General features: G+C 32.2%; 12 protein-coding genes and 1 tRNA gene. 5 read left to right on the plus strand and 8 right to left on the minus strand.

Annotated features, from left to right (window positions below; all coding sequences use genetic code 11):
• Positions 1-7 precede the first annotated feature (7 nt).
• The 3 genes from H5J24_RS16465 to H5J24_RS16475 form a co-directional block, all read right to left on the minus strand.
• Positions 8-742 (minus strand): WGR domain-containing protein, encoded by a 735-nt coding sequence (locus H5J24_RS16465; protein ID WP_232815691.1) that lies wholly within the window; start codon positions 740-742, stop codon positions 8-10.
• A gap of 43 nt (positions 743-785) precedes the next feature.
• Entirely contained in the window at positions 786-2300 is a 1515-nt protein-coding gene (locus H5J24_RS16470) for a retron St85 family RNA-directed DNA polymerase (RefSeq protein WP_068941794.1), read from the minus strand.
• A gap of 738 nt (positions 2301-3038) precedes the next feature.
• Positions 3039-3112: transfer RNA gene (locus H5J24_RS16475), tRNA-Asp, on the minus strand.
• A gap of 455 nt (positions 3113-3567) precedes the next feature.
• On the opposite strand from H5J24_RS16475, the gene H5J24_RS16480 reads away from it, so the two are divergent.
• The 3 genes from H5J24_RS16480 to H5J24_RS16490 all read left to right on the plus strand — a co-directional run bounded on the left by H5J24_RS16480 (position 3568) and on the right by H5J24_RS16490 (position 5595).
• Complete coding sequence (locus tag H5J24_RS16480; RefSeq protein ID WP_232815692.1) at positions 3568-4332, plus strand: helix-turn-helix domain-containing protein; 765 nt, start codon at positions 3568-3570, stop codon at positions 4330-4332.
• Positions 4333-4403: 71 nt separating this feature from the next.
• Positions 4404-4895, plus strand: a complete 492-nt coding sequence (locus H5J24_RS16485) for a DUF1398 domain-containing protein (RefSeq protein WP_228407594.1) — start codon at positions 4404-4406, stop codon at positions 4893-4895.
• A gap of 133 nt (positions 4896-5028) precedes the next feature.
• Positions 5029-5595 carry a hypothetical protein gene (locus H5J24_RS16490; RefSeq protein WP_068941790.1) on the plus strand — a complete coding sequence of 189 codons (567 nt, stop codon included), beginning with the start codon at positions 5029-5031 and terminating at the stop codon, positions 5593-5595.
• Here the strand turns inward: H5J24_RS16490 and H5J24_RS16495 are convergent.
• On the minus strand, positions 5569-5769 hold the full coding sequence (locus H5J24_RS16495) for a hypothetical protein (RefSeq protein WP_068941788.1): 201 nt from the start codon (positions 5767-5769) through the stop codon (positions 5569-5571). The two genes, H5J24_RS16490 and H5J24_RS16495, sit on opposite strands and share 27 nt — an antisense overlap.
• 457 nt (positions 5770-6226) lie before the next feature.
• Here H5J24_RS16495 and H5J24_RS16500 point away from each other — a divergent pair, with 457 nt between their 5' ends.
• Positions 6227-7060: a Hachiman antiphage defense system protein HamA gene (locus H5J24_RS16500; protein WP_068941786.1), complete on the plus strand. Its 834-nt coding sequence runs from the start codon at positions 6227-6229 to the stop codon at positions 7058-7060.
• Positions 7061-7062: 2 nt separating this feature from the next.
• Entirely contained in the window at positions 7063-10188 is a 3126-nt protein-coding gene (locus H5J24_RS16505) for a DEAD/DEAH box helicase (RefSeq protein ID WP_068941785.1), read from the plus strand.
• Positions 10189-10745: 557 nt separating this feature from the next.
• On the opposite strand, the gene H5J24_RS16510 is transcribed toward H5J24_RS16505, so the two are convergent.
• The 4 genes from H5J24_RS16510 to H5J24_RS16525 are packed head-to-tail and all read right to left on the minus strand — an operon-like array spanning position 10746 to position 18228.
• Positions 10746-14870, minus strand: coding sequence for a hypothetical protein (locus tag H5J24_RS16510; RefSeq protein WP_232815693.1), 4125 nt, complete (start codon positions 14868-14870; stop codon positions 10746-10748).
• Between the two features lie 40 nt (positions 14871-14910).
• Complete coding sequence (locus H5J24_RS16515; protein ID WP_232815694.1) at positions 14911-16584, minus strand: ATP-binding protein; 1674 nt, start codon at positions 16582-16584, stop codon at positions 14911-14913.
• 13 nt (positions 16585-16597) lie between these two features.
• The gene (locus H5J24_RS16520) at positions 16598-16954 is read right to left on the minus strand and encodes a hypothetical protein (protein WP_232815695.1); all 357 of its coding nucleotides are present in this window, start codon (positions 16952-16954) and stop codon (positions 16598-16600) included.
• The gene (locus H5J24_RS16525; RefSeq protein ID WP_232815696.1) at positions 16933-18228 is read right to left on the minus strand and encodes a hypothetical protein; all 1296 of its coding nucleotides are present in this window, start codon (positions 18226-18228) and stop codon (positions 16933-16935) included. The genes H5J24_RS16520 and H5J24_RS16525 overlap by 22 nt, the downstream gene beginning before the upstream one ends.
• Positions 18229-18523: the final 295 nt, after the last annotated feature.

Below are 18523 nucleotides of genomic sequence, written 5' to 3' on the forward strand. Positions count from 1 at the left end.
AGGGAAGTCAGCTCATCTGTTTTTTCTTTTTGTCGAATTTTTCAGCATAATACTTTTTCAGGCTGTCATAGTCTCCTTTATCAATTGCATATCTTATTTCTGCAGGTAAGCTTTCCAGCAATTCTGAAACAATTTTTTCCAGTTCTGAACCTTCATTAATTGTCAAAAGAGCATCAAAAGCAACATTTCTGATGTATTGCTTATGTCTTGTACTATGTGCAATGCTATGAAGAAGTTCGGAAGCCTGAATTATTTTTAATCTTCTTATTGCAAAAACAGAAGCATAGAGCTGCATTTCATCCCCTTTTGTAGCCAATTTCAGAATATAAGAAGCAGCTTCTTTGATATCCATTTGGGCAGCTTTCCAGATGACGCGGGAGGTTTTCCATCCTGTTTTGAAAGAATTGATTCCTTGTGTGGCATCCTCCAGACGCTTCAGTATCACTCCTTCTTTAGAATCTACATTCAGCGTTTCCAATGAAGGAAGCTCTACGAATACTTCCACTTCAGATTGATATCCTTTATTTCTCTTTTCTTTTTCGAGTTGGTCAAAAATATGCTCTGCTTTTTCTCTGGAAACAAATTCAGGCGTTTTCGATCCTTCTTTCAATGCGGCTCCCCGTCTTCCATAACGGAAATTGACAATGAAAGCATCAGGATTGATTTCACAAAGATCGATTTCGTAAACTTTATCTGACTTTCCCTCGTGGAAAAAGAGTTTGGTTTGTTTGATGATTCTCATCTATCTTATGGCTTAAGATGTTGTTATTATGTGTTGGTTCAGGCTAAAAAATATTCCACCAATCGGTCTTGTCTTCTTTTGGTGTAATTATTTCCTCCTTCACTTCAGAAATTACGATTGTTTCTACAGCTTCAGGAATGGCTTTTCGAGTCTCTACAATCGGTTTACCGTGCTTGGCAATAATTGCATGTAATTTATCTTTGAAGGCTGATGCTTTGGAAGGATTTACCATGTTTACAAAATTGATATACCCTTCAATGGCATTGATCAGATGAAATGCTTTTCCCCAGGTTTGGTTCTGCCATCCATTGACTTCAATATTGTGTAAAAGCGCTCTGAATTTCCTCAGCTTTTGTCTCTCAACATTCAGTTTTTCATTCACCACAATTCCGGTCACTTTCTGCTGATGCTTATTTCTCATGATATGAAGCTTATCAGGATGAACTGTAAAATTTTCGTCGTTGATAACCTGTTTTACAAAATATAAAAGCTTATTAATATGATCTTCGTTGGCATGATCAGTAGAAAAAGTAAGATCATCTGCATAGCGTGTATACACAAACCCCAACTTCAACGCTAAGCCTTGTAATCTTTTATCCAGCTTATAAACAATAAGATTGCTTATTGCAGGACTGGCAGGAGAGCCTTGAGGTAAAAACCGGTCTCCTTTATGAATAAAATATTTAACACCATCAAGCGAAGCTTCTTCTGTATGAGCCTGCGTACAGACTAAGGCAAAAATAGTTGAAAGCTGTTCCGAGTATCCAAGCTTAGCAAATAAACCTTTCACTCTCTTATAACTGATTGATGGGAAAAAATCCTGAAGATCTATATTGATGATGATATCTTGACCCAGATGAGGTTCTGCGTTGGTAACAATTGATTTTTGAGCAGTGAAACCATGCACCATCTCTCCTACCGAGATCTTATTCAGAATATTTTCCAGAATCCACTGCTGGAAACTTTTCAGCTGTGGCTTTGGAGCAGAAATTTTTCTTTTTCCGCCTGATTTTTTAGGAATCTCAAAAATGTGGTAATGAGATTTTTTTGAAACCCTCCGGTGAAAGGCCAAATATTTTATTACTGAAAGGCTGAAGCCAGACTTTTGACTGAAATCTAATATATTTTCAAAGACAGGAAGCGAAAACTGAAACAGCTTTTCTGAATCAGAATCAGCTTGATGAAGTCCCTTTGAAACATTTTCACCAAGATAGATAACTTGCTGCTCTTGCAGCTGCTTCCAATGGTCAGCTTTATCCTGCCGTTTTTGTTCGTTTTTTTGTTTGGTAACTTCTCTTTTGGCTTTGGCTTCCTGCATCCGTTTTTTACGCATTTCACGAAGCATTGCTTCCTGATTGCCATACTTCTGGTCTTTCGCCAGTAATTCCTGTAATTCCTGCTGTAAGACGGCTTCTTTTTGGATCAGCTGTTCCGGCAGAGAAGGCGTAGATGTTTCCTGCCAGAAACCGAGCCTTTTCATTTCTTCCAAAATATAACTGTCTTTGGAAGATGCTTTTATGCGATCATAAATCTGTTGTCTGGTGAGACTTTGTGACATGGGTGTTTTTTTTATAAATAAAAAGCCCTACAATTGAATAGGGCTTTGTTTTGATATACCTTCGTATTTTCTAAGAACTATATCTATCAACTCCAGAAATGGTACTAGTGCGTACCTTTATTTTCCCGGAAAATGAACTGAAAAGGCACGCACTAGTACCAATTTCACCATTAAAGATAGTATGTAGTGCAGTATGCTAAGCAATTTTACAGCGATGACGAAACATCATCATTTCTTAAAAAGAAAAGCAAGGATCTATCTTTTCCAAATATATAAAAAAATTGATAATGGCATCAAATCTCATTGAAATTCTTTGCTTTTTTAGATGAACATTAAAACAATAGGGTTTGGGAATGTTTTAAAGGTATACAAATCAGGTTAAAAATATTTAAGCCGTTAAGAGTTTGTAAGGGATTAAGAAGAGCAGGGAGTATAGATAAAACTATTTATTAAGAACTTCTTTACTCATTTTTGATGAAACTTACCATTTCTGCCAGCTAAATTATTCTTAATGGTTTCAATTCTTTAGTATTTTTATTTACAAGTTAATATAGAGCATCAAAAAAGCGATGTGTTTCATTCAAGATTTTGAATTCAGTGATAACTTCTGAGATTGATTCGATTGATCCAACTTTTGATTCATTCTATACACTTAACAAGTTTTGAAAACCTGTTAGGTGTGGTTCGCTGCTAAAATTTATAAATAAAAAAAGTCCTCTATTTCTAGAAGACTTTATGCGATCCGGACGGGACTCGAACCCGCGACCTCCGCCGTGACAGGGCGGCATTCTAACCAGCTGAACTACCGGATCAATTTTTTTAAAGTAAATTGAGAAAACTTCTGCGATCCGGACGGGACTTGCTCTTATTTGAAAAACTCCCTATCCATAAGCTTTATATCGTTCTCTTATTTTTAGGTCACCGAATAGGTCACTTTTTTAAACAAGATTAAGATTGTTTGTTTTTACTGGTGCAAATATAGGTCTTTTTTTATTTTTCGCAAATTATTTTACTAAATCTCATAAAAAATCATTGTAAATACCAGAGTCTCAAACATAAAATTCTTAAATATTTTTACTCTTCAATTAAAATATATTGATTCTGAAATTCATTCATAATTATTTAGGCTGTTATATATTTAAATGTACCGATTAAAAAAAAACGAGTAATATTTTATTTTCAAGAAATTCAAGTATATAGGTGCCATATTTTACTTTAATTTTGCTATATATAATAAGAAATATTTTATAAAATATTGTGCTCATCAATGAAATTCGACAAACATTTTCCAACAGCTCAACTTAAACCGTACATCAAGTATTTTGTAGTGTCAGAGAATGAATTGGAAAATGAGTACAAAGTGTTTCCGTCTTCGGGATTGGTGATCGGTTTTCAATATAAAGGAAAACTTTCTGTTGTAACAAATAATAGGGAAAACAGACTGATAACGGCAGGAATTACAGGTATTTCTGATGGTTACAAAATATTCAAAAACTCGGCTCACATAGGAACTATTTTGGTGTATTTCACTGAAATCGGTTTTACACATTTTGCATCACATCCTGCCAATGAGCTTTTTAATTTAAGCCTTTCGCTGGACGATATTTTTAATAAAAACAGTGTTGCAGAAGTGGAAGAGAAATTGACTATGGCCATTTCCGACAAACAAAGAATCAAAATAGTTGAGCAATTTTTGCTATCTCAACTTAAAGATATTGAAACCGATAAATTAATTGTGGATGCGGTAAAACTTATCTATCAAACCAATGGAACTATCCGTATAAAAGAGCTGAACGAAAAGTTATTCATCAGCCAAAGTCCGTTTGAAAAGCGTTTTAGAAAAGTGGTGGGGACAACTGCCAAAAAATTTGCTTCTATTGTTCGTTTCAATTCCGTGCTTGACAATCTGAACGAAACAAAATCGCTGACTGAGATTTGCTACGAAAATAATTTCTTCGACCAAGCGCATTTCATCAAAGACTTTAAACAATTTACTGGCGATACTCCCGAAAACTTTAAACGATTCTTGTAAAAAAAACGATTTTTTACAATTGCACCTATTGTAGGTATCGCAACTTTGCAGTGTAATCATCAAGCAGAGTAATGAAGAAAACAGCTTTAAAATCAACAGTTTTTTTCATAGGTTTCAGCATTATGGTTGCGTGTAATTCAACAAATCGTTTAACAATTAAAAACAAAGAAAAAATGTTTACAGTAGAACAATTAAGAACAGCTCACAGCAAAGTAAAATCGGGTGCAGATTTTCCTGCCTACATTAGAGAAATTAAAGCAATGGGTGTAACTCATTATGAAACTTATGTTAGTGATGGGCATATTAATTATTATGGCACCGATAATTATGTTGCAAAAGTCCCCGCGAAATATGAAACAATAACCATCGCTGAAAATGCAGATATGGAAATGTTTAAAGCTGAATTGAAGGCTCATCAGCAAGGTAAAACAGATTTTTTAACATTTATAAAAATGTGTGCAGAAACAGGAATTGAAAAGTGGGAAATCTGTATGTATAAAATGACTTGTACATATTTTGACAAAGCAGGAAACGAAATTTTGTTAGAGGAAATTCCGCAATAAGATTTGAAAAAGAACGTTAGTCCCAAAATGAGCTAGGCCACTATACTATATATTTGGATGTAGCGAATCAAAAAATAAATCTTGTATATTCAAGTATATAGTTGCCGAAAATATTTTTACTAATCTCAGAAGTGTGTATGATTTCTTTTATCACTTTATTAAAATTTGCCTTGACGAAAAGCAGCTTAAACAATATCCGGGAACAGATTCGATAAATACCTTAGTAAGCTATGCTAAAAAACCAAATAATGCCAACAAATTACCGTCTGAAATAATAAGGTATTTGGAATATATTCAATCAGATTTAGACAATATTAAAAAAATCCGGGACAGTATTATTCACAAAGGAAAAGATATAATGCTGACTAGAGATTCCAGAATACTCTATATGAGCATGAATATCAAAGACTTATTTTCCAAAGACAACCTGTCGCCCAACATTTTAGAAGAAGAAAATCTTAACTATGATGTTGAAAAATACCTTAGTAAAATAATAAAAACGACATTTAGGAATATTGAGATATTAGGCGATGTTATTTACTCCGAATTACATCAAAATGAAAATTATAAATGGGGACTCTATGCCATCAGTAATTATTGCATAGATGAATTTAATGAATTTCTAATTTTGAAACTGAACGAAAGTTTTTCAAATCGATTTTTAAGGGAAAATTTAAATCGTCTGTTTTTTTCTTTCTAAATGATTAAATAAAATATTAAGTTCGGTAGACTTGCTTATTCCTGGATTTCCAAGTAAAACAATTCTATTATTTTGGCCTAAAATATCATATAAAGTATTTTTACTTTGCTCATCAATCAACTGAATTTCTGAATTATTCTTTTGAGTTTTTATATATCGTTGTTCGTAGTACATTGTATTTATTATTCGGGTAATAAATTTACTCTATATTAATAAAGTATTCTAAATTTTCTAGAATAGCCTTCTGTTAAAATTTAGCGGTCATTTGAAAGCTAAGAACTGTATTCATTATAAATATGTCTTTTTTTTTAGAATCACATAATAGTTTCTGAAATAACCACACTATTTATTACTTTCATAAAAATATTTAAAATCAATTAAGAATTGGAGAACTTTCCACCCAAATTTATGCTAAACATCTGTAGATACAAAAGTCTTCATATTTAAGATTATTTAGCTAATGTTAAGTGTATTTATTGCATTGCATAATACTTTTTCAAATGAGTTAATGTTGGCTTTTAATTGAATTCACATCACTATTTTTAATATCTTTGGATAATAAAAAACTATTATGATTCTGATTGATTGTCAAAATCTACATAACTGAACGTTTTACTAATACTCATAATTGATGGCTCATAAATTCGTTAAGGAAGACATTTCTGTGACTGAGAAGTTTATAATGAAATTTTCGGAAATGTATATTAAACAACGATCTGAAACTAAATTTGAATATGGAAAAATTGATGAAAATTTATTATTTCAGAAACATGGTTTTGATAGTACTCAACTTAAAGAAGTCATTAAAAAGAATTCAGTCGCTAAAGATTTAATTAGAGAAGCTGGTAAAATACACAAGCCCGTAATAACTGATATTTATCGAAGCGACCTAGGTGAGCTACTTTTGACCTACTATTTCGAAGATAAGTTACCACCTGAGGAACGTTTTACTATCCCTTATAAAAATATCACTAACAGAGAATTAGCCGCTCAACCAGGTAGAGGGCTTGATGCGGTTGGATACCGTATTAATAAAGATAGAATTAGTCTTATGGTTGGTGAAGGTAAGGTATCAGCCCAGAAGAAAAATCCCCCTTATGTAGTAGATTACAACGATGATTCTATTTTTAATACCCAAACAAAATTTAAGAATAATCGTGATCTCCTGGTTAACAGATTATCAGATTATACTCGAAATCTCACTACCGAGGCGGCAGAAAAAATTGGATTAGTGCTACTTTTATTAGAGTTTGGCAAAGATGCTGATTTTGATCTTGTTTTTGGGTGTGCCTTGATACGCGATGCATCATGTGTTAAAATCAATGAGGATTATGGTAAATTTTTCACACAACAAACCGATTTCGACCCACATAACATTACATTTTGCGTCTTAAATTTCAACAAAGAGATTACCAAAACAATTGATCTTTTTTATGAAAAAGTACAAGAACTTTGTAAAGCATAAAAATGAAAGACATTTTACAATACGTTTTACATGATGATGAAATTCGATCATATGTACAAGATCGAAAACTTGCCTTTTTAAAAGGTGAGCTTGGCTATTCTATACCTAACAACACACCAGATATTGATCGAAAGATACTTAAAATAGAATATTTATTACTGAATAAAGTCTTAACAGATTATACCGAATCAATAGAAGATTCTCTTTATGATATAGCATATTCACTTTTAAAATCATATGATATAAAAAGTGAATATTTTATCGATCTATTTGAAGAGTTTTTTGGTTTGATTAGTATAGACCCATATAGCTTATATTATTTTTATATCGCCTCACTAGGTCTTAAGGGTGATAATACAATAAGGGTTAGACTTGATCTTAAGGAATATATTGCTAAAGATTATGATGAATTTGAAAATTGGCAGGAGATTGTTTCAAATAAAACTTTTGAAGCCTTTATCTTGCTGGTAAGAAAAGATAATGGCTATGCTGATATTAGACATTCATTGGAACTTATAGCAGATTTAAAGACATCACAAAAAGAATTTGAATCAGAATATTTAAGGCAAATACATGACTATCCCGAAGAAATAGAATCCGCAGAACTTCTTTTGGGGTGGTATCATATATCTAAAACAATCACTGAAACTGCCGATTACCTTACTATGGGATATAGTTATAAAGGTAAATTGGAAAGTGAGATTAGAATTCATTCCGAGGTAGCCAAAAAGTTATTTAGTAATTATCCTAAGCTCCAAAGTATAGTCAATATAATGGAGTACAATTTAATTTTACTCCAGAATAACTCAATTTGGTACTCCACGGATGCTATTCAAATCAAAAAACTTAAAGATTTTTGTATTGCTAAAAGCCAGTCAGAAAAGGCAATAATAGATCTATTGCCATCACAAAGGGATGCAATCAATATGAGTCTGTTAGATATTGCAGCCAGCGTAACTGTTGTTGAAATGCCAACCAGTGCAGGAAAAACACTTTTAGCAGAGTTTAATATAATTGTAACAAAGGCTTTAAATAGTGATTCTAAAATTGTATATGTTGTTCCCACAAGAGCGCTAGTGAATCAGGTTTATTATGATCTAAAATCTGATTTTGAAGGTCTGAATTTCTCAATTGAAAAGACATCTGGGGCTATAGAGGTAGATCCTTCTGAAGAAGCATTACTGCAGGAGCGAATCGACATTCTGGTATCTACACCAGAAAAACTTGACCTTTTAATCAGAAGAAATCATCAATCTGTCAGTGATGTAGCACTATTTGTTATTGATGAAGCTCATATGATACAGAATGGTAGCAGAGGCACACGCCTTGAATTACTTTTAGCTATTTTAAAACGTGAAAGACCCAGTTCAAAGTTTATGTTTCTTTCACCTTTTCTAAAAGACTCTGCTTCAACAATTGCGGACTGGATGGGTGGAAATAAGATTAAAACCCCAATTAGGATAAATTGGAAACCAGCTGAAAAGCTTTTAATAGGAATTAAACAAAAAGGTAATTTCAAGAAATTCGAACAAACACTTTTACCTTCCGCCTACTCTCTTCTGTCAGACGAGAATAAATTAGAAGATGTAGAATTGGATTTTGTACTTACGGGTCAACCTAAAGAAAAATACATAGAATTTACTGCAAAAAGATACGGCGCAGCAAACAAGTCTATATTATACCTGTGCCAAGGTTCTGGCATGGTAGATAAAAGAGCAGAGTTCCTTTATAATACATTACCAGAAACCGAGGTTTCGGATTCAATCGAATTAGTAAGAAAATTTATTATCGACGAGGTTGGAAAGGAGACCATTTTAACAAAAGTTTTAAAGAAAAAAATTGCCCTTCATCATGCAGGCTTATCTGATGAAACTAAACTATTAATCGAGCATTTAATACGCAAAAAAGAAATTGAACACATTTTTGCAACAAGCACACTTGCTGAAGGTGTTAACTTTCCAGTTTCTGCAGTTTATTTTGATTCATATCGCAAAGGCGATACAAAACTTTCCACAAGCGATTTCTGGAATATTGCTGGTCGAGCTGGTAGGACATTAGTTGATAATTATGGTAAGTTAATATTTCCGTTTAACTCAAAAGGCAATATTGAAAGTGCAAAATCTTTAATTCAGGAAAGTTCTAAGGGTATTGCCAGTATGCTTTTAGAATTAATGATAAATGCCGATAATATTCTTGAAGCACTCGGAGCAGTCGAGAGTCAAATTTTCAAGCTTGCATACAAATACTCAAACTCACTGGAGCCATTGGTTCAATACTTAATCCATGTTCTAAATCACTCCGGAAATGAAAGTGTTTTGGAAATTAGTGACCTATTTAAAGATAGTCTCGGATATTATCAACTTGAAAGTTCTGACAAGCAAAAATTCATTGATATTTGTAAAATGATTTATCTTGAGTTACAGGAAAAATTTAATCCTGGAACTTTGAGCTTTGCTGACAAAACAGGGTTTTCAGTTCCTTCGGTATTAGAAATAATGAAAGATGAAAATCGTAAAAACCCGGCAATTGCAGCTCCAGAAAGCTGGAATCCAGACAATCTTTTTAATTTCAGAACCGATTATCTTAAAGAAAAAATCAAAGTTATTGCAAAATTAAAAGAAACTGGCTTAGGCACCGACTCACATAGCAACACATTTAATGAAGAGGCAGTAGCCAAAGTACTTATTAGCTGGGTAAAAGGTGATCAGTTATTTGAAGTTTCGTCTCACCACCCTACTTTTGCAAACAATACAGATGAGGCTGATAGAATAAATACCTTTGTAAAATATATTAATAATACAAGATTTAAAGCTTCTTGGGGGTTAGGCGCACTTGAAGGAATTGTAACAAGCAACAGTGATGATCTTAATGATAATTCATATATCCCCTCAATGGTCTATTACGGGGTAGATACTGAACAGGCATTATTAATGCGTATGGCAGGAATCCCACGAAGACTTGCAAAGTCTATATCTAAAATTATTCCTAAAAACGAGACATTAAGCCTAACACAAATTCGCTCCAAAATAAGCAATTTAACAACGGATGAATGGCAGTCGGTTGTGCCGGTTGGTTCTCGTCTCAATGGTGAAGATTGGAAAAGACTGTCTGAAATTTTAGTCAAGTAAAAATTCAACTAAAGCAATTTCATCATTAACTTATTACCTTACTTATCTTTTTCGGTGCTTAATACATTAATAACAGCTTTAAATATAGCAGTACCATATTTCACTTGACCTTTCAAGAAACAAGGTGGGCTCATACGGCATATGCTTCGAAAGATTTTTCTGCTGAAGAATTTCAGAGTTTGTATCTAAAAGGGATATAAATATAATAAATACTTATTATTAAAATGACTTCAATTGGATTATTGGGGTCATTTTAGAATATCGTTAATAATGATTGAAACTACTGCAAAATTTTCTCTTCCTCCAATTATAATTTATGTAATTGAATTTAATCAAAAACTAATTCCAACTATTAGATAATTAGTTTTTAGTTGATAAAATCTAGGTGTATTAATTATAAGATAGTAAATTTAACTATTTCGTCAGGCTAATCAAACTAATAATTTGATCTAATTTAAATAAGACAAACTCCTAGATTGTTTATTCTAATACTAGCCCAAAGAAATGTAATAAATATTAAGTCGGTAAATCAATATAGAATTATTATATATAATCATCTATAAATCAACAAAGTCATAAGTGATTTTTGTGCTATATTTTTCGTCGATACTATGGCTATCTTTAATTTTCAAATTTTGCCGTAAAATAACTGCCAATTTTAAATCTTTTTCTCCGAGAAATTTGTTTAAATAGCCCTTATCCATCATTAAATAGCTATTATAGGGTATGGGCTCCCCGAATTGGCTTGTATCATTGAAGTTATATAAGAAATCACCAAAGAAAGCAACCATATTATTTCTATTATCCTTAAATTGAATTTTGTTGGATATACAATCAAGTTCTAGATGATCCATCAAAGTTGGAGAAAGTAAAAATATACCATCATTCATTCTATAATACTGCCATATATTGCCTGGAAAAACACGTGTATGTTTCACTAAGGGTAAAACGAGATCTACTTCATTCGTTCCAGTAAAAATCAGTTTGCCCTCATAAAAACCGTAATATTCTGGATATTCATTATAACTATCCCAAACTCCTCTATTTTCTAAGTCGTCAAACAACATCTCAGGATCAAGATCAATATCATAGTTTTTAGGTATAGCAATAGCTATAGATTTAAATTGACAAAAAACAGTAGATCCATAAAATGATTTATCTGATGAGTAAGTTGCATTATAATATAAAGGAAATAATATATCTGAGTTTTTGAACCAATTAATTAAAAGCTGGCTATAATTCTGATGTAAATCAAAAGATCTAAAATTTTCAACATTTAATGAAAACCACCATTCTGGCCGGACTTCAAGATTAATTTTCAAAATTGAGTAATCAACCGGTAAATTTTTTAATGTTAACTGCCATAGATCAAAAAACTCAATTCTTTTTAAATTATATAAGGCATCGACAACATGCATAAAAGTTGATTTTAGTATATCTCCAAATATTGTTGTTCGACCAATCATTAAACTATATCTAGAAGTTGCAAAACTATCATCTCGGCTATAGTCGTATTTTAGGTCAAATTGAGTGCAGTAATCTTCATATTTTGTACACCATATTTTCCATATAATAAAAGAATCACCTACTTTACGCTGTAAATAATCTAGAAATCCAATATACGCATTTGTTAGATTATTATTAATTATCTTTCTAAAAGCTTCTTCATCTAAACTTGTATTTCCTGAACTTAAATATGATAACAGGGGAACATTTAATTTCAATTCAAATTTTAAAATTCCAGCAATATTTTTCAATAATAAATCCGTTGCCATGCATCTTATTGAAAGCAAGGAATTAAGAGTTTCTTGTGTTAAAAATTTGAAAGTTAAAGATTCGGAGTCCTGTAGAGAATTAATAAGTATTATTAGTCCTTCACAAGCTGCATTTTCTAAATCCTGAAATTTTAAATATTCAAAAAATACTTCGTGACAACATCCATCATTGTCATTCTTCAATAAGTTTGTAACTCCCTCTGCAGCTTGTGCTCTAACTATAGGGCTTAGCCATGTTAATCGCGCCATTAAAATATCAAAATTTGACACTTCAATTGGCTCAATAAGTGTTTCAGCTAAATCGAGCTTTACATTAGGGAATATATGAGGCAAAAAATCTAAATAATCCTGCGTTACATTTTCTGCTTTTTGTAGCCTTCCACAGTCCATATGAAATTGAGTACTTTTGGGGACAGGAATTACATAATCCTTCTGCAGTCCATACCTCAAACCAGTGTTTGTAACACTTTTTTGATAATACTCCTCTATTCTTTCAGGAAAAAAATCAATAATATTTCTCCATCTTTTTCTGGATTCAGCGATATTCCAGCGATAACTCGGTGCCCATACACCACCATTTGAACTCGCCCAACAAATACATAAAAAAGCAAACTCCCTATCAATTTCATAAGAAATTTCATAGATCAGATCTAAAAGATTTGCCGATATCGTAGAAAAACTATCATCAATGATCTCTTTTAATGATACTACTACTTTCTTCCTATCATTTGGATACTTGTGGAGTCGAGAAGTTATCCAAGATTGTAGAAAATAAGAATCATCATAATTTAATCGCCTACCGTTAAAATTTAATGTCTTGGACATATAATTTTTCAAATTCTCAGGAGTAATTTTTATAAGTTTTTGATCGATTTGTTTGTTGTCATTATCTTCTCCTTCTTTCTCTTCCTCCTTTTCCGGAAAAAGTCCAAATTTTAGTTGCAAGCTCTCAATAACATCTTGAACCGAAGATTGTTCTTTTTGAAGTTTACAAAGTGTTTGAAAGTGTGGCCCTATAGCCGTCTTCCCAACAGCCTTGGCAATGGGCTCCTGGAAATCTAGTGTCGATAAAATATCATCAAAGATATTTTCAACCATTGTGTAATCTCTCATGTTGATATTGTAAAAAAATAAATTGTACAAAAGCTGGGGATTAACCTTTGCCAAGAGATCACAGAAATAATTCATAAAATGGCGGGTCTCATCACCGTCAGTTAATGCTTCGATATTAAAGACGTAAGGAAAAATCTGCAATAAGAAATTGTTGGATTCCGATGATCCTGCTTTGATGCAAATTTCAATACTTTCTAAAATATTGTAAAGTAACATATCCTTATGATGACCGTATGCTAAAATATTAGAAGCTGCATTTTCGAGCAACGGCCTGACATTATTTTGATTCCCGAAATCATATGAGAGTTGAGCCATGTCTGTTAGAAAACTAGCGATTTCAGGAAAGGGAAACATCTCATTATTATTTTGGATTTCAAATTCAATATATCTTTCAACTTCATCTCTGTTAACAGATACAATCTTAGAGTTGATAATCTCCAACAACGATGCTTTGTTATAGCGCTTCGAATTACCCAGACGTAACAATTGTTCATAATTAAGTTCTGATGTAAATTGGTTCTTTTTATTTATTACAGCGCTCAGCCAGATAGCCAAATCAATAAAATAAGGAATACCAATTCTCTCATAATCATAAATATCATGATCTTTATTAAAATGTAGTTTCCTGAGGTTTTCTATAAACTTCAAAATGACTAAAAGGTCAATTTCAGATTTTTCACGGAATGCTTGCGAGAAAAATTTCCCCAGATTAAAAATACAAACATCTAGCTCAGACAGCCACTTAGAAGAATGATTACATTTGTATTCAAAATTGAGATCATTGATACAATTGATAAAAGAAAGAAGTACATTGGTTTTGATGAATTGTTTCACTAATTTCTCAGACGAATAATTGTTTATTTTAGGGGGTGGAGAATAATATGAAAATGCAGATTTGAAATTCTTTATATTTTCGCCATATATGATTTTATACAATGAAAAAAATAGGTTATCCTCTTTTGCCAACAATTTTTGAATATGTTTCTTCCACTTGCAATCACTCAGGTTGCCTTTCAAATCATCAAGTATCAGTAGTTCAGCCATCGCTATTTTCTCACTTTTCTCTAACTTCGTTTTAAGTATGGCATCAATTAAATGAAGAGGTTGTTTAGGGAAATCCAGCAATTTCTGAAGATAAAATTTAAAAAGATGCGATGCATCTTTTTCCTCATCACGAAATTGTTCTATAAAATTAAAAACCCGAGATGTGGAAGTAGATTCAAAGTGTGCTAAAATCTCTAACCAGCACTTGGCCACTTTAATTGTATCGTAGCGATTTTCTGTAAACAATTCATTAACCCTGTTAACGGCATCATCAGGAATTGTGTTGACAATGCCGGTTGCTTTGAGTGCTATAAGCATTTCCTTTAACTGATAATCAGTTAGAGTAGAAAAATTAGGATACTTAGGACGAAGAATTTTATTATTCTTGAACGAGGTCAACCAGAGATTCCGAATTGATTCCGAAAGGTTATCACTGCGATTTTTAAATAGGCCATATATAAGAGAGAAATAAATTATTTTTTGATCAACGTTATTTTCAAAAGCGGCCTTTGAAGCTAGATAAAGAATATTTTCAATTATTTCTTCATCTTTACTATCTAAATAATGTTTAATAACCCATTCGTTATCAATTGACAGCAGGAGTCCTGGATTTCCAAGATAGTATTCAACTTTAGGTAATTCCGACCAGCAAATTTCTCTTTGTTCGGCCTCATTCAGCCATTCTTTTACAATTTTATATAACTTTTTCTTTTGTTCCTTCAACTCTTTTTGCTGTTGGATAAATACCAAAAAACTATTGTGATATACAGAAATCCCTGATAGCTCGAACCTAAACAAATGACGTATTTGATTGAGATTCTCCGAAATTTCTTGAGGATATTGACACAGGTCTGCTGCTAGAGAAAAAAACTTGCTCCTCCTGCAATTTAAAGTCTAAAACAGTTAGTGCAAAAGCCATCGTTTTTGCTAAAATAGTAAGCTGTTGCCAGAGCGCCTGATAATACTCTTCTATTTCATTATTGTAATGAGGAATAGTATCAAGATCATATCTTGAAATTCCTCTTCCATTATTTTCTATGGAAGTCAAAACATATCTTAAATGAAGAGGATTTCCTCCAGTTACCTGTATGAGCTTTGAAACAATTGAATCAAAATCGTAACTTAAAAGTTTATAATCTTGAGGGAAACTTTTGCACGCAATCTTTTTAACACTATCTCGCTTAAGGCCTTTGATTTCAATCCACTCATCTTTCGGAGCAAGCTGGCGAATCGAATTTGGGAAACAATGCGTCGCAATTTCCTGCGTTCCAAGAATCAACCAGTATCCTTGCTGAGGGAACAAAACTTCATTTAAAAAGTCAATCAGTTCATTTTGGCTATTTCCTTCTCGGATAACGTGATCCAAACCATCAATAATTAAAATAAATGACCTCCCGACTTCACGGCAATAGGAAGCTACCTGATCAATAAATTCTTTAAGCTGAGTCCCTGCAGTATTTTGTTCCCCTAACGACTTTATAATATCATTATCCTGTTTTTTGAATTCTGCTTTCAACCCTTCAATGACCCTTTCACTATTGAGTCTATCAGCATAAGAAACATCCTTAGGATTAAGATGATAATGATGTCTGAAAACTATAGCACCTTTCTTTTCCAACGACGAATACAATTTTGACAGATAAGTACTTTTTCCACTTCCCGGTTTTCCTACAATCACTTTTATTCCCCCTTCAACAGTACTGATATCCCGCAGAAGAATTTGGTGAATACCTCTGTCAAAAAACTCAAAATCAGTGGGAACATTGAAATTCTGATTAAGAGGTCTGGGGTTATCCCATTCCAAAAGATTACGTATAATGTCCAGAGTAAAAATGGTAGGGAATTTTTCAGAACCTTCATCTCCAATAAAGAGCAATAGGTTGTTTACGCCACCTTTCGTAACTTTTAACTGCTTATAAAGAATATTTCTAAGTGTATCTTCTAAACATCTTTTATTAGGATGGCCGAACTGAAATTCAAAATTTTCAAAGAAAGATAATGCATCTGAAGGATTAGAAAAATATGATTGTACAACAGCAAAGAATTCATGCTGATATTCTTTGACTTTTCCAAGATCAATATTTCTATGAACTATGCAGTCTTGAACATTTTTGTCCGGATTCCCATTGGTGATGAGGGAACAATACTTTCTTTCTTGATTAATTGCATGAAACGAATTGATCCATTTGTTCAATCCTTTATCAATGAGTTCGTCGAAAGTCCAAAGATCTGTATCTGGATTTTGTTTATGTTTAATCTGGTAATATTCAACCGTTCCATCCTTCCTTGTCGCTACAATATCATCGATTGCAAAATGCCTGATTTGAACATCATCAGGTTTATACTGCACACGAATATTTTCATACTTTTCAGGATCAAGCAGCCAATCTACAATTAGCTTTAACGTAAAAAGATCTTCGTATTTATAACCACTTCTTATCGAACTATTTGGATTAATTTTCATGAATAAATTCAGATTAACTAATATTAGAATTAATGATTCCCACTACAAAAGATTCCTTATCTTTTACTTTAAACTCATAAAATGTTCCTACTTCGATATTCAAAGAATTTTTAATAAGAGTAAGAGCTTCATCTTTATCCATTGGCGTCTGTTTACGGGTAAATGTCCAATTCTCAGGTTCCTCTTTATAGATTACTTCGGCTTCTTCATTCCGAATTGATTCTACTTCAATTTTTAATACCTGATTGAACCCATTTTCCAAAGTCCGGTATTCCATCTCAAAAGCTTTCTCAAAATCAGCAATTATAACTTTATTGGTGATTTCATCACTTTGACTGATATAGACCTCTACACCTTTGTAAGTTCCCATAAAAACTTATCTTCCCTCCTATCTGGAAAATCATATTTTCTCTTAAAGTCAGGATTGTTAAGAAACTTTTGATCTTTAAAACTGTACGCAGCAGGAAGTAAGATAATTGAGGGGCTGATTTCCTTTAATTTGAGCTGTATAAAACATTCTTCAATCAAATCTGTGATATTGTCCTTTGTAATAAAATAAGCTTCTTCAGAAATAACCGTACTAAAAAAATCGTCATCAATCCATCTGGCTGCCCGACCACCAAAAATATCAATATTGTATATTGTCTGATAGTTCTCCTTTACAAACATTATCTTGCTATTTTGGAAAAAAGTTCTAAAACCGATAAAATTTTCAACAGCTTTATTTTCTTTCATATTCTTTTTTGACAAAAAGATAGCATTAAGGCTTGAATTAGCTTCCCATGATTTTGCGACATTAGCTTTGAAGTCTTTAATTTTTTCTGGGTCTAACTCCTCAGAAGCTATAGCTTGATCTTTTGCTGTGACGCTTTTATGCAGGAGGTTCTTAAAAAAAACATTTATTTTTTTACATCTGGCTTCAAACTCCTTCTTTGAATCTAATTCGAGTATTGACTGCCACTTATCAAAATCTTTATCAATAATTTTAATAAAATCCTTTATTCTTTCATACAAAAAAGGAATATCATTAAGCTGCCTGACATCTAAATTCTGGGTATCAAAATATATATCTTTGACTCTAAGTATATCGAAAACAAATCCAAATGTCAACCAATCATTAGAATTAGGAGGGCTATACGTTTTTTCTAAAGGTCTTTCCTTATAATCCCATACACTCCATTCAAAATAATTATAGTTTGGGTTATTTCTCAAAACAAGAATATCTCTAAGTAAATCTGAGTAATCTTTTTGAATCCTCAATTCCTTTAAAAAGATCACTGTTGTTTCAATTGGGTTATTTCCGACACTATAAAGAAAAATCGTCCAATATCGCAGTCCTAAGATAACGTGCCTTTTGTATTCATCAAAAAGTTTAACGTGCTTATACAATTTTTCCTTTTTTTCGATGCCTTCATCATTAGTTGTCAAATTCCTTAATTCAAATTTTAATTCATAATAGCTATTTTTTTTCAATGCATCAATATTATCAAATTCATTGAGTACATAGCTGAAAAATGTTTTATCACCATTACTAATCATTGAATATATTAATCTGTTAAAACTGTTGAATGTGGAATACAAAAAATCATTGTTCAAACTTAAATTAGATTCATTGATTTCCTCAATATCGGTTTTCTTATACACTAAAAAAAAAAGTTATAATTTCCTTTAACTGTTTTGCGGAGGTTTCAACAGCATATCTGAAAAATTTATGAAACACTATACTTTCTTTACTTTTCGCAAAAGAAATGTAATAATAGGAAGCAGGAAAGTTGACATACTTATTATAATTTATGAGAGATTTATTTTGAATACTAACCACCAACACATCTACAACAAATCTATTTAGAACCTTAAAAGTTTCCAGACTGTTGTTCTCAACAGTTTTTTCTATAGATGCCCAGATTGTCTCCTCAATTCCATTAGTTATATCTGACGG

The organism is Chryseobacterium capnotolerans (assembly GCF_021278965.1).
In the GTDB taxonomy this organism is placed as follows: Bacteria; Bacteroidota; Bacteroidia; order Flavobacteriales; family Weeksellaceae; genus Chryseobacterium; species Chryseobacterium capnotolerans.

Bases quoted from the DNA above. Each gene is read 5' to 3' on its own strand.
- H5J24_RS16465 (WP_232815691.1), bottom strand. From the start codon at position 742: ATGAGAATCATCAAACAAACCAAACTCTTTTTCCACGAGGGAAAGTCA.
- H5J24_RS16470 (WP_068941794.1), bottom strand. From the start codon at position 2,300: ATGTCACAAAGTCTCACCAGACAACAGATTTATGATCGCATAAAAGCA.
- H5J24_RS16480 (WP_232815692.1), top strand. From the start codon at position 3,568: ATGAAATTCGACAAACATTTTCCAACAGCTCAACTTAAACCGTACATC.
- H5J24_RS16485 (WP_228407594.1), top strand. From the start codon at position 4,404: ATGAAGAAAACAGCTTTAAAATCAACAGTTTTTTTCATAGGTTTCAGC.
- H5J24_RS16495 (WP_068941788.1), bottom strand. From the start codon at position 5,769: ATGTACTACGAACAACGATATATAAAAACTCAAAAGAATAATTCAGAA.
- H5J24_RS16500 (WP_068941786.1), top strand. From the start codon at position 6,227: ATGGCTCATAAATTCGTTAAGGAAGACATTTCTGTGACTGAGAAGTTT.
- H5J24_RS16505 (WP_068941785.1), top strand. From the start codon at position 7,063: ATGAAAGACATTTTACAATACGTTTTACATGATGATGAAATTCGATCA.
- H5J24_RS16515 (WP_232815694.1), bottom strand. From the start codon at position 16,584: ATGAAAATTAATCCAAATAGTTCGATAAGAAGTGGTTATAAATACGAA.
- H5J24_RS16520 (WP_232815695.1), bottom strand. From the start codon at position 16,954: ATGGGAACTTACAAAGGTGTAGAGGTCTATATCAGTCAAAGTGATGAA.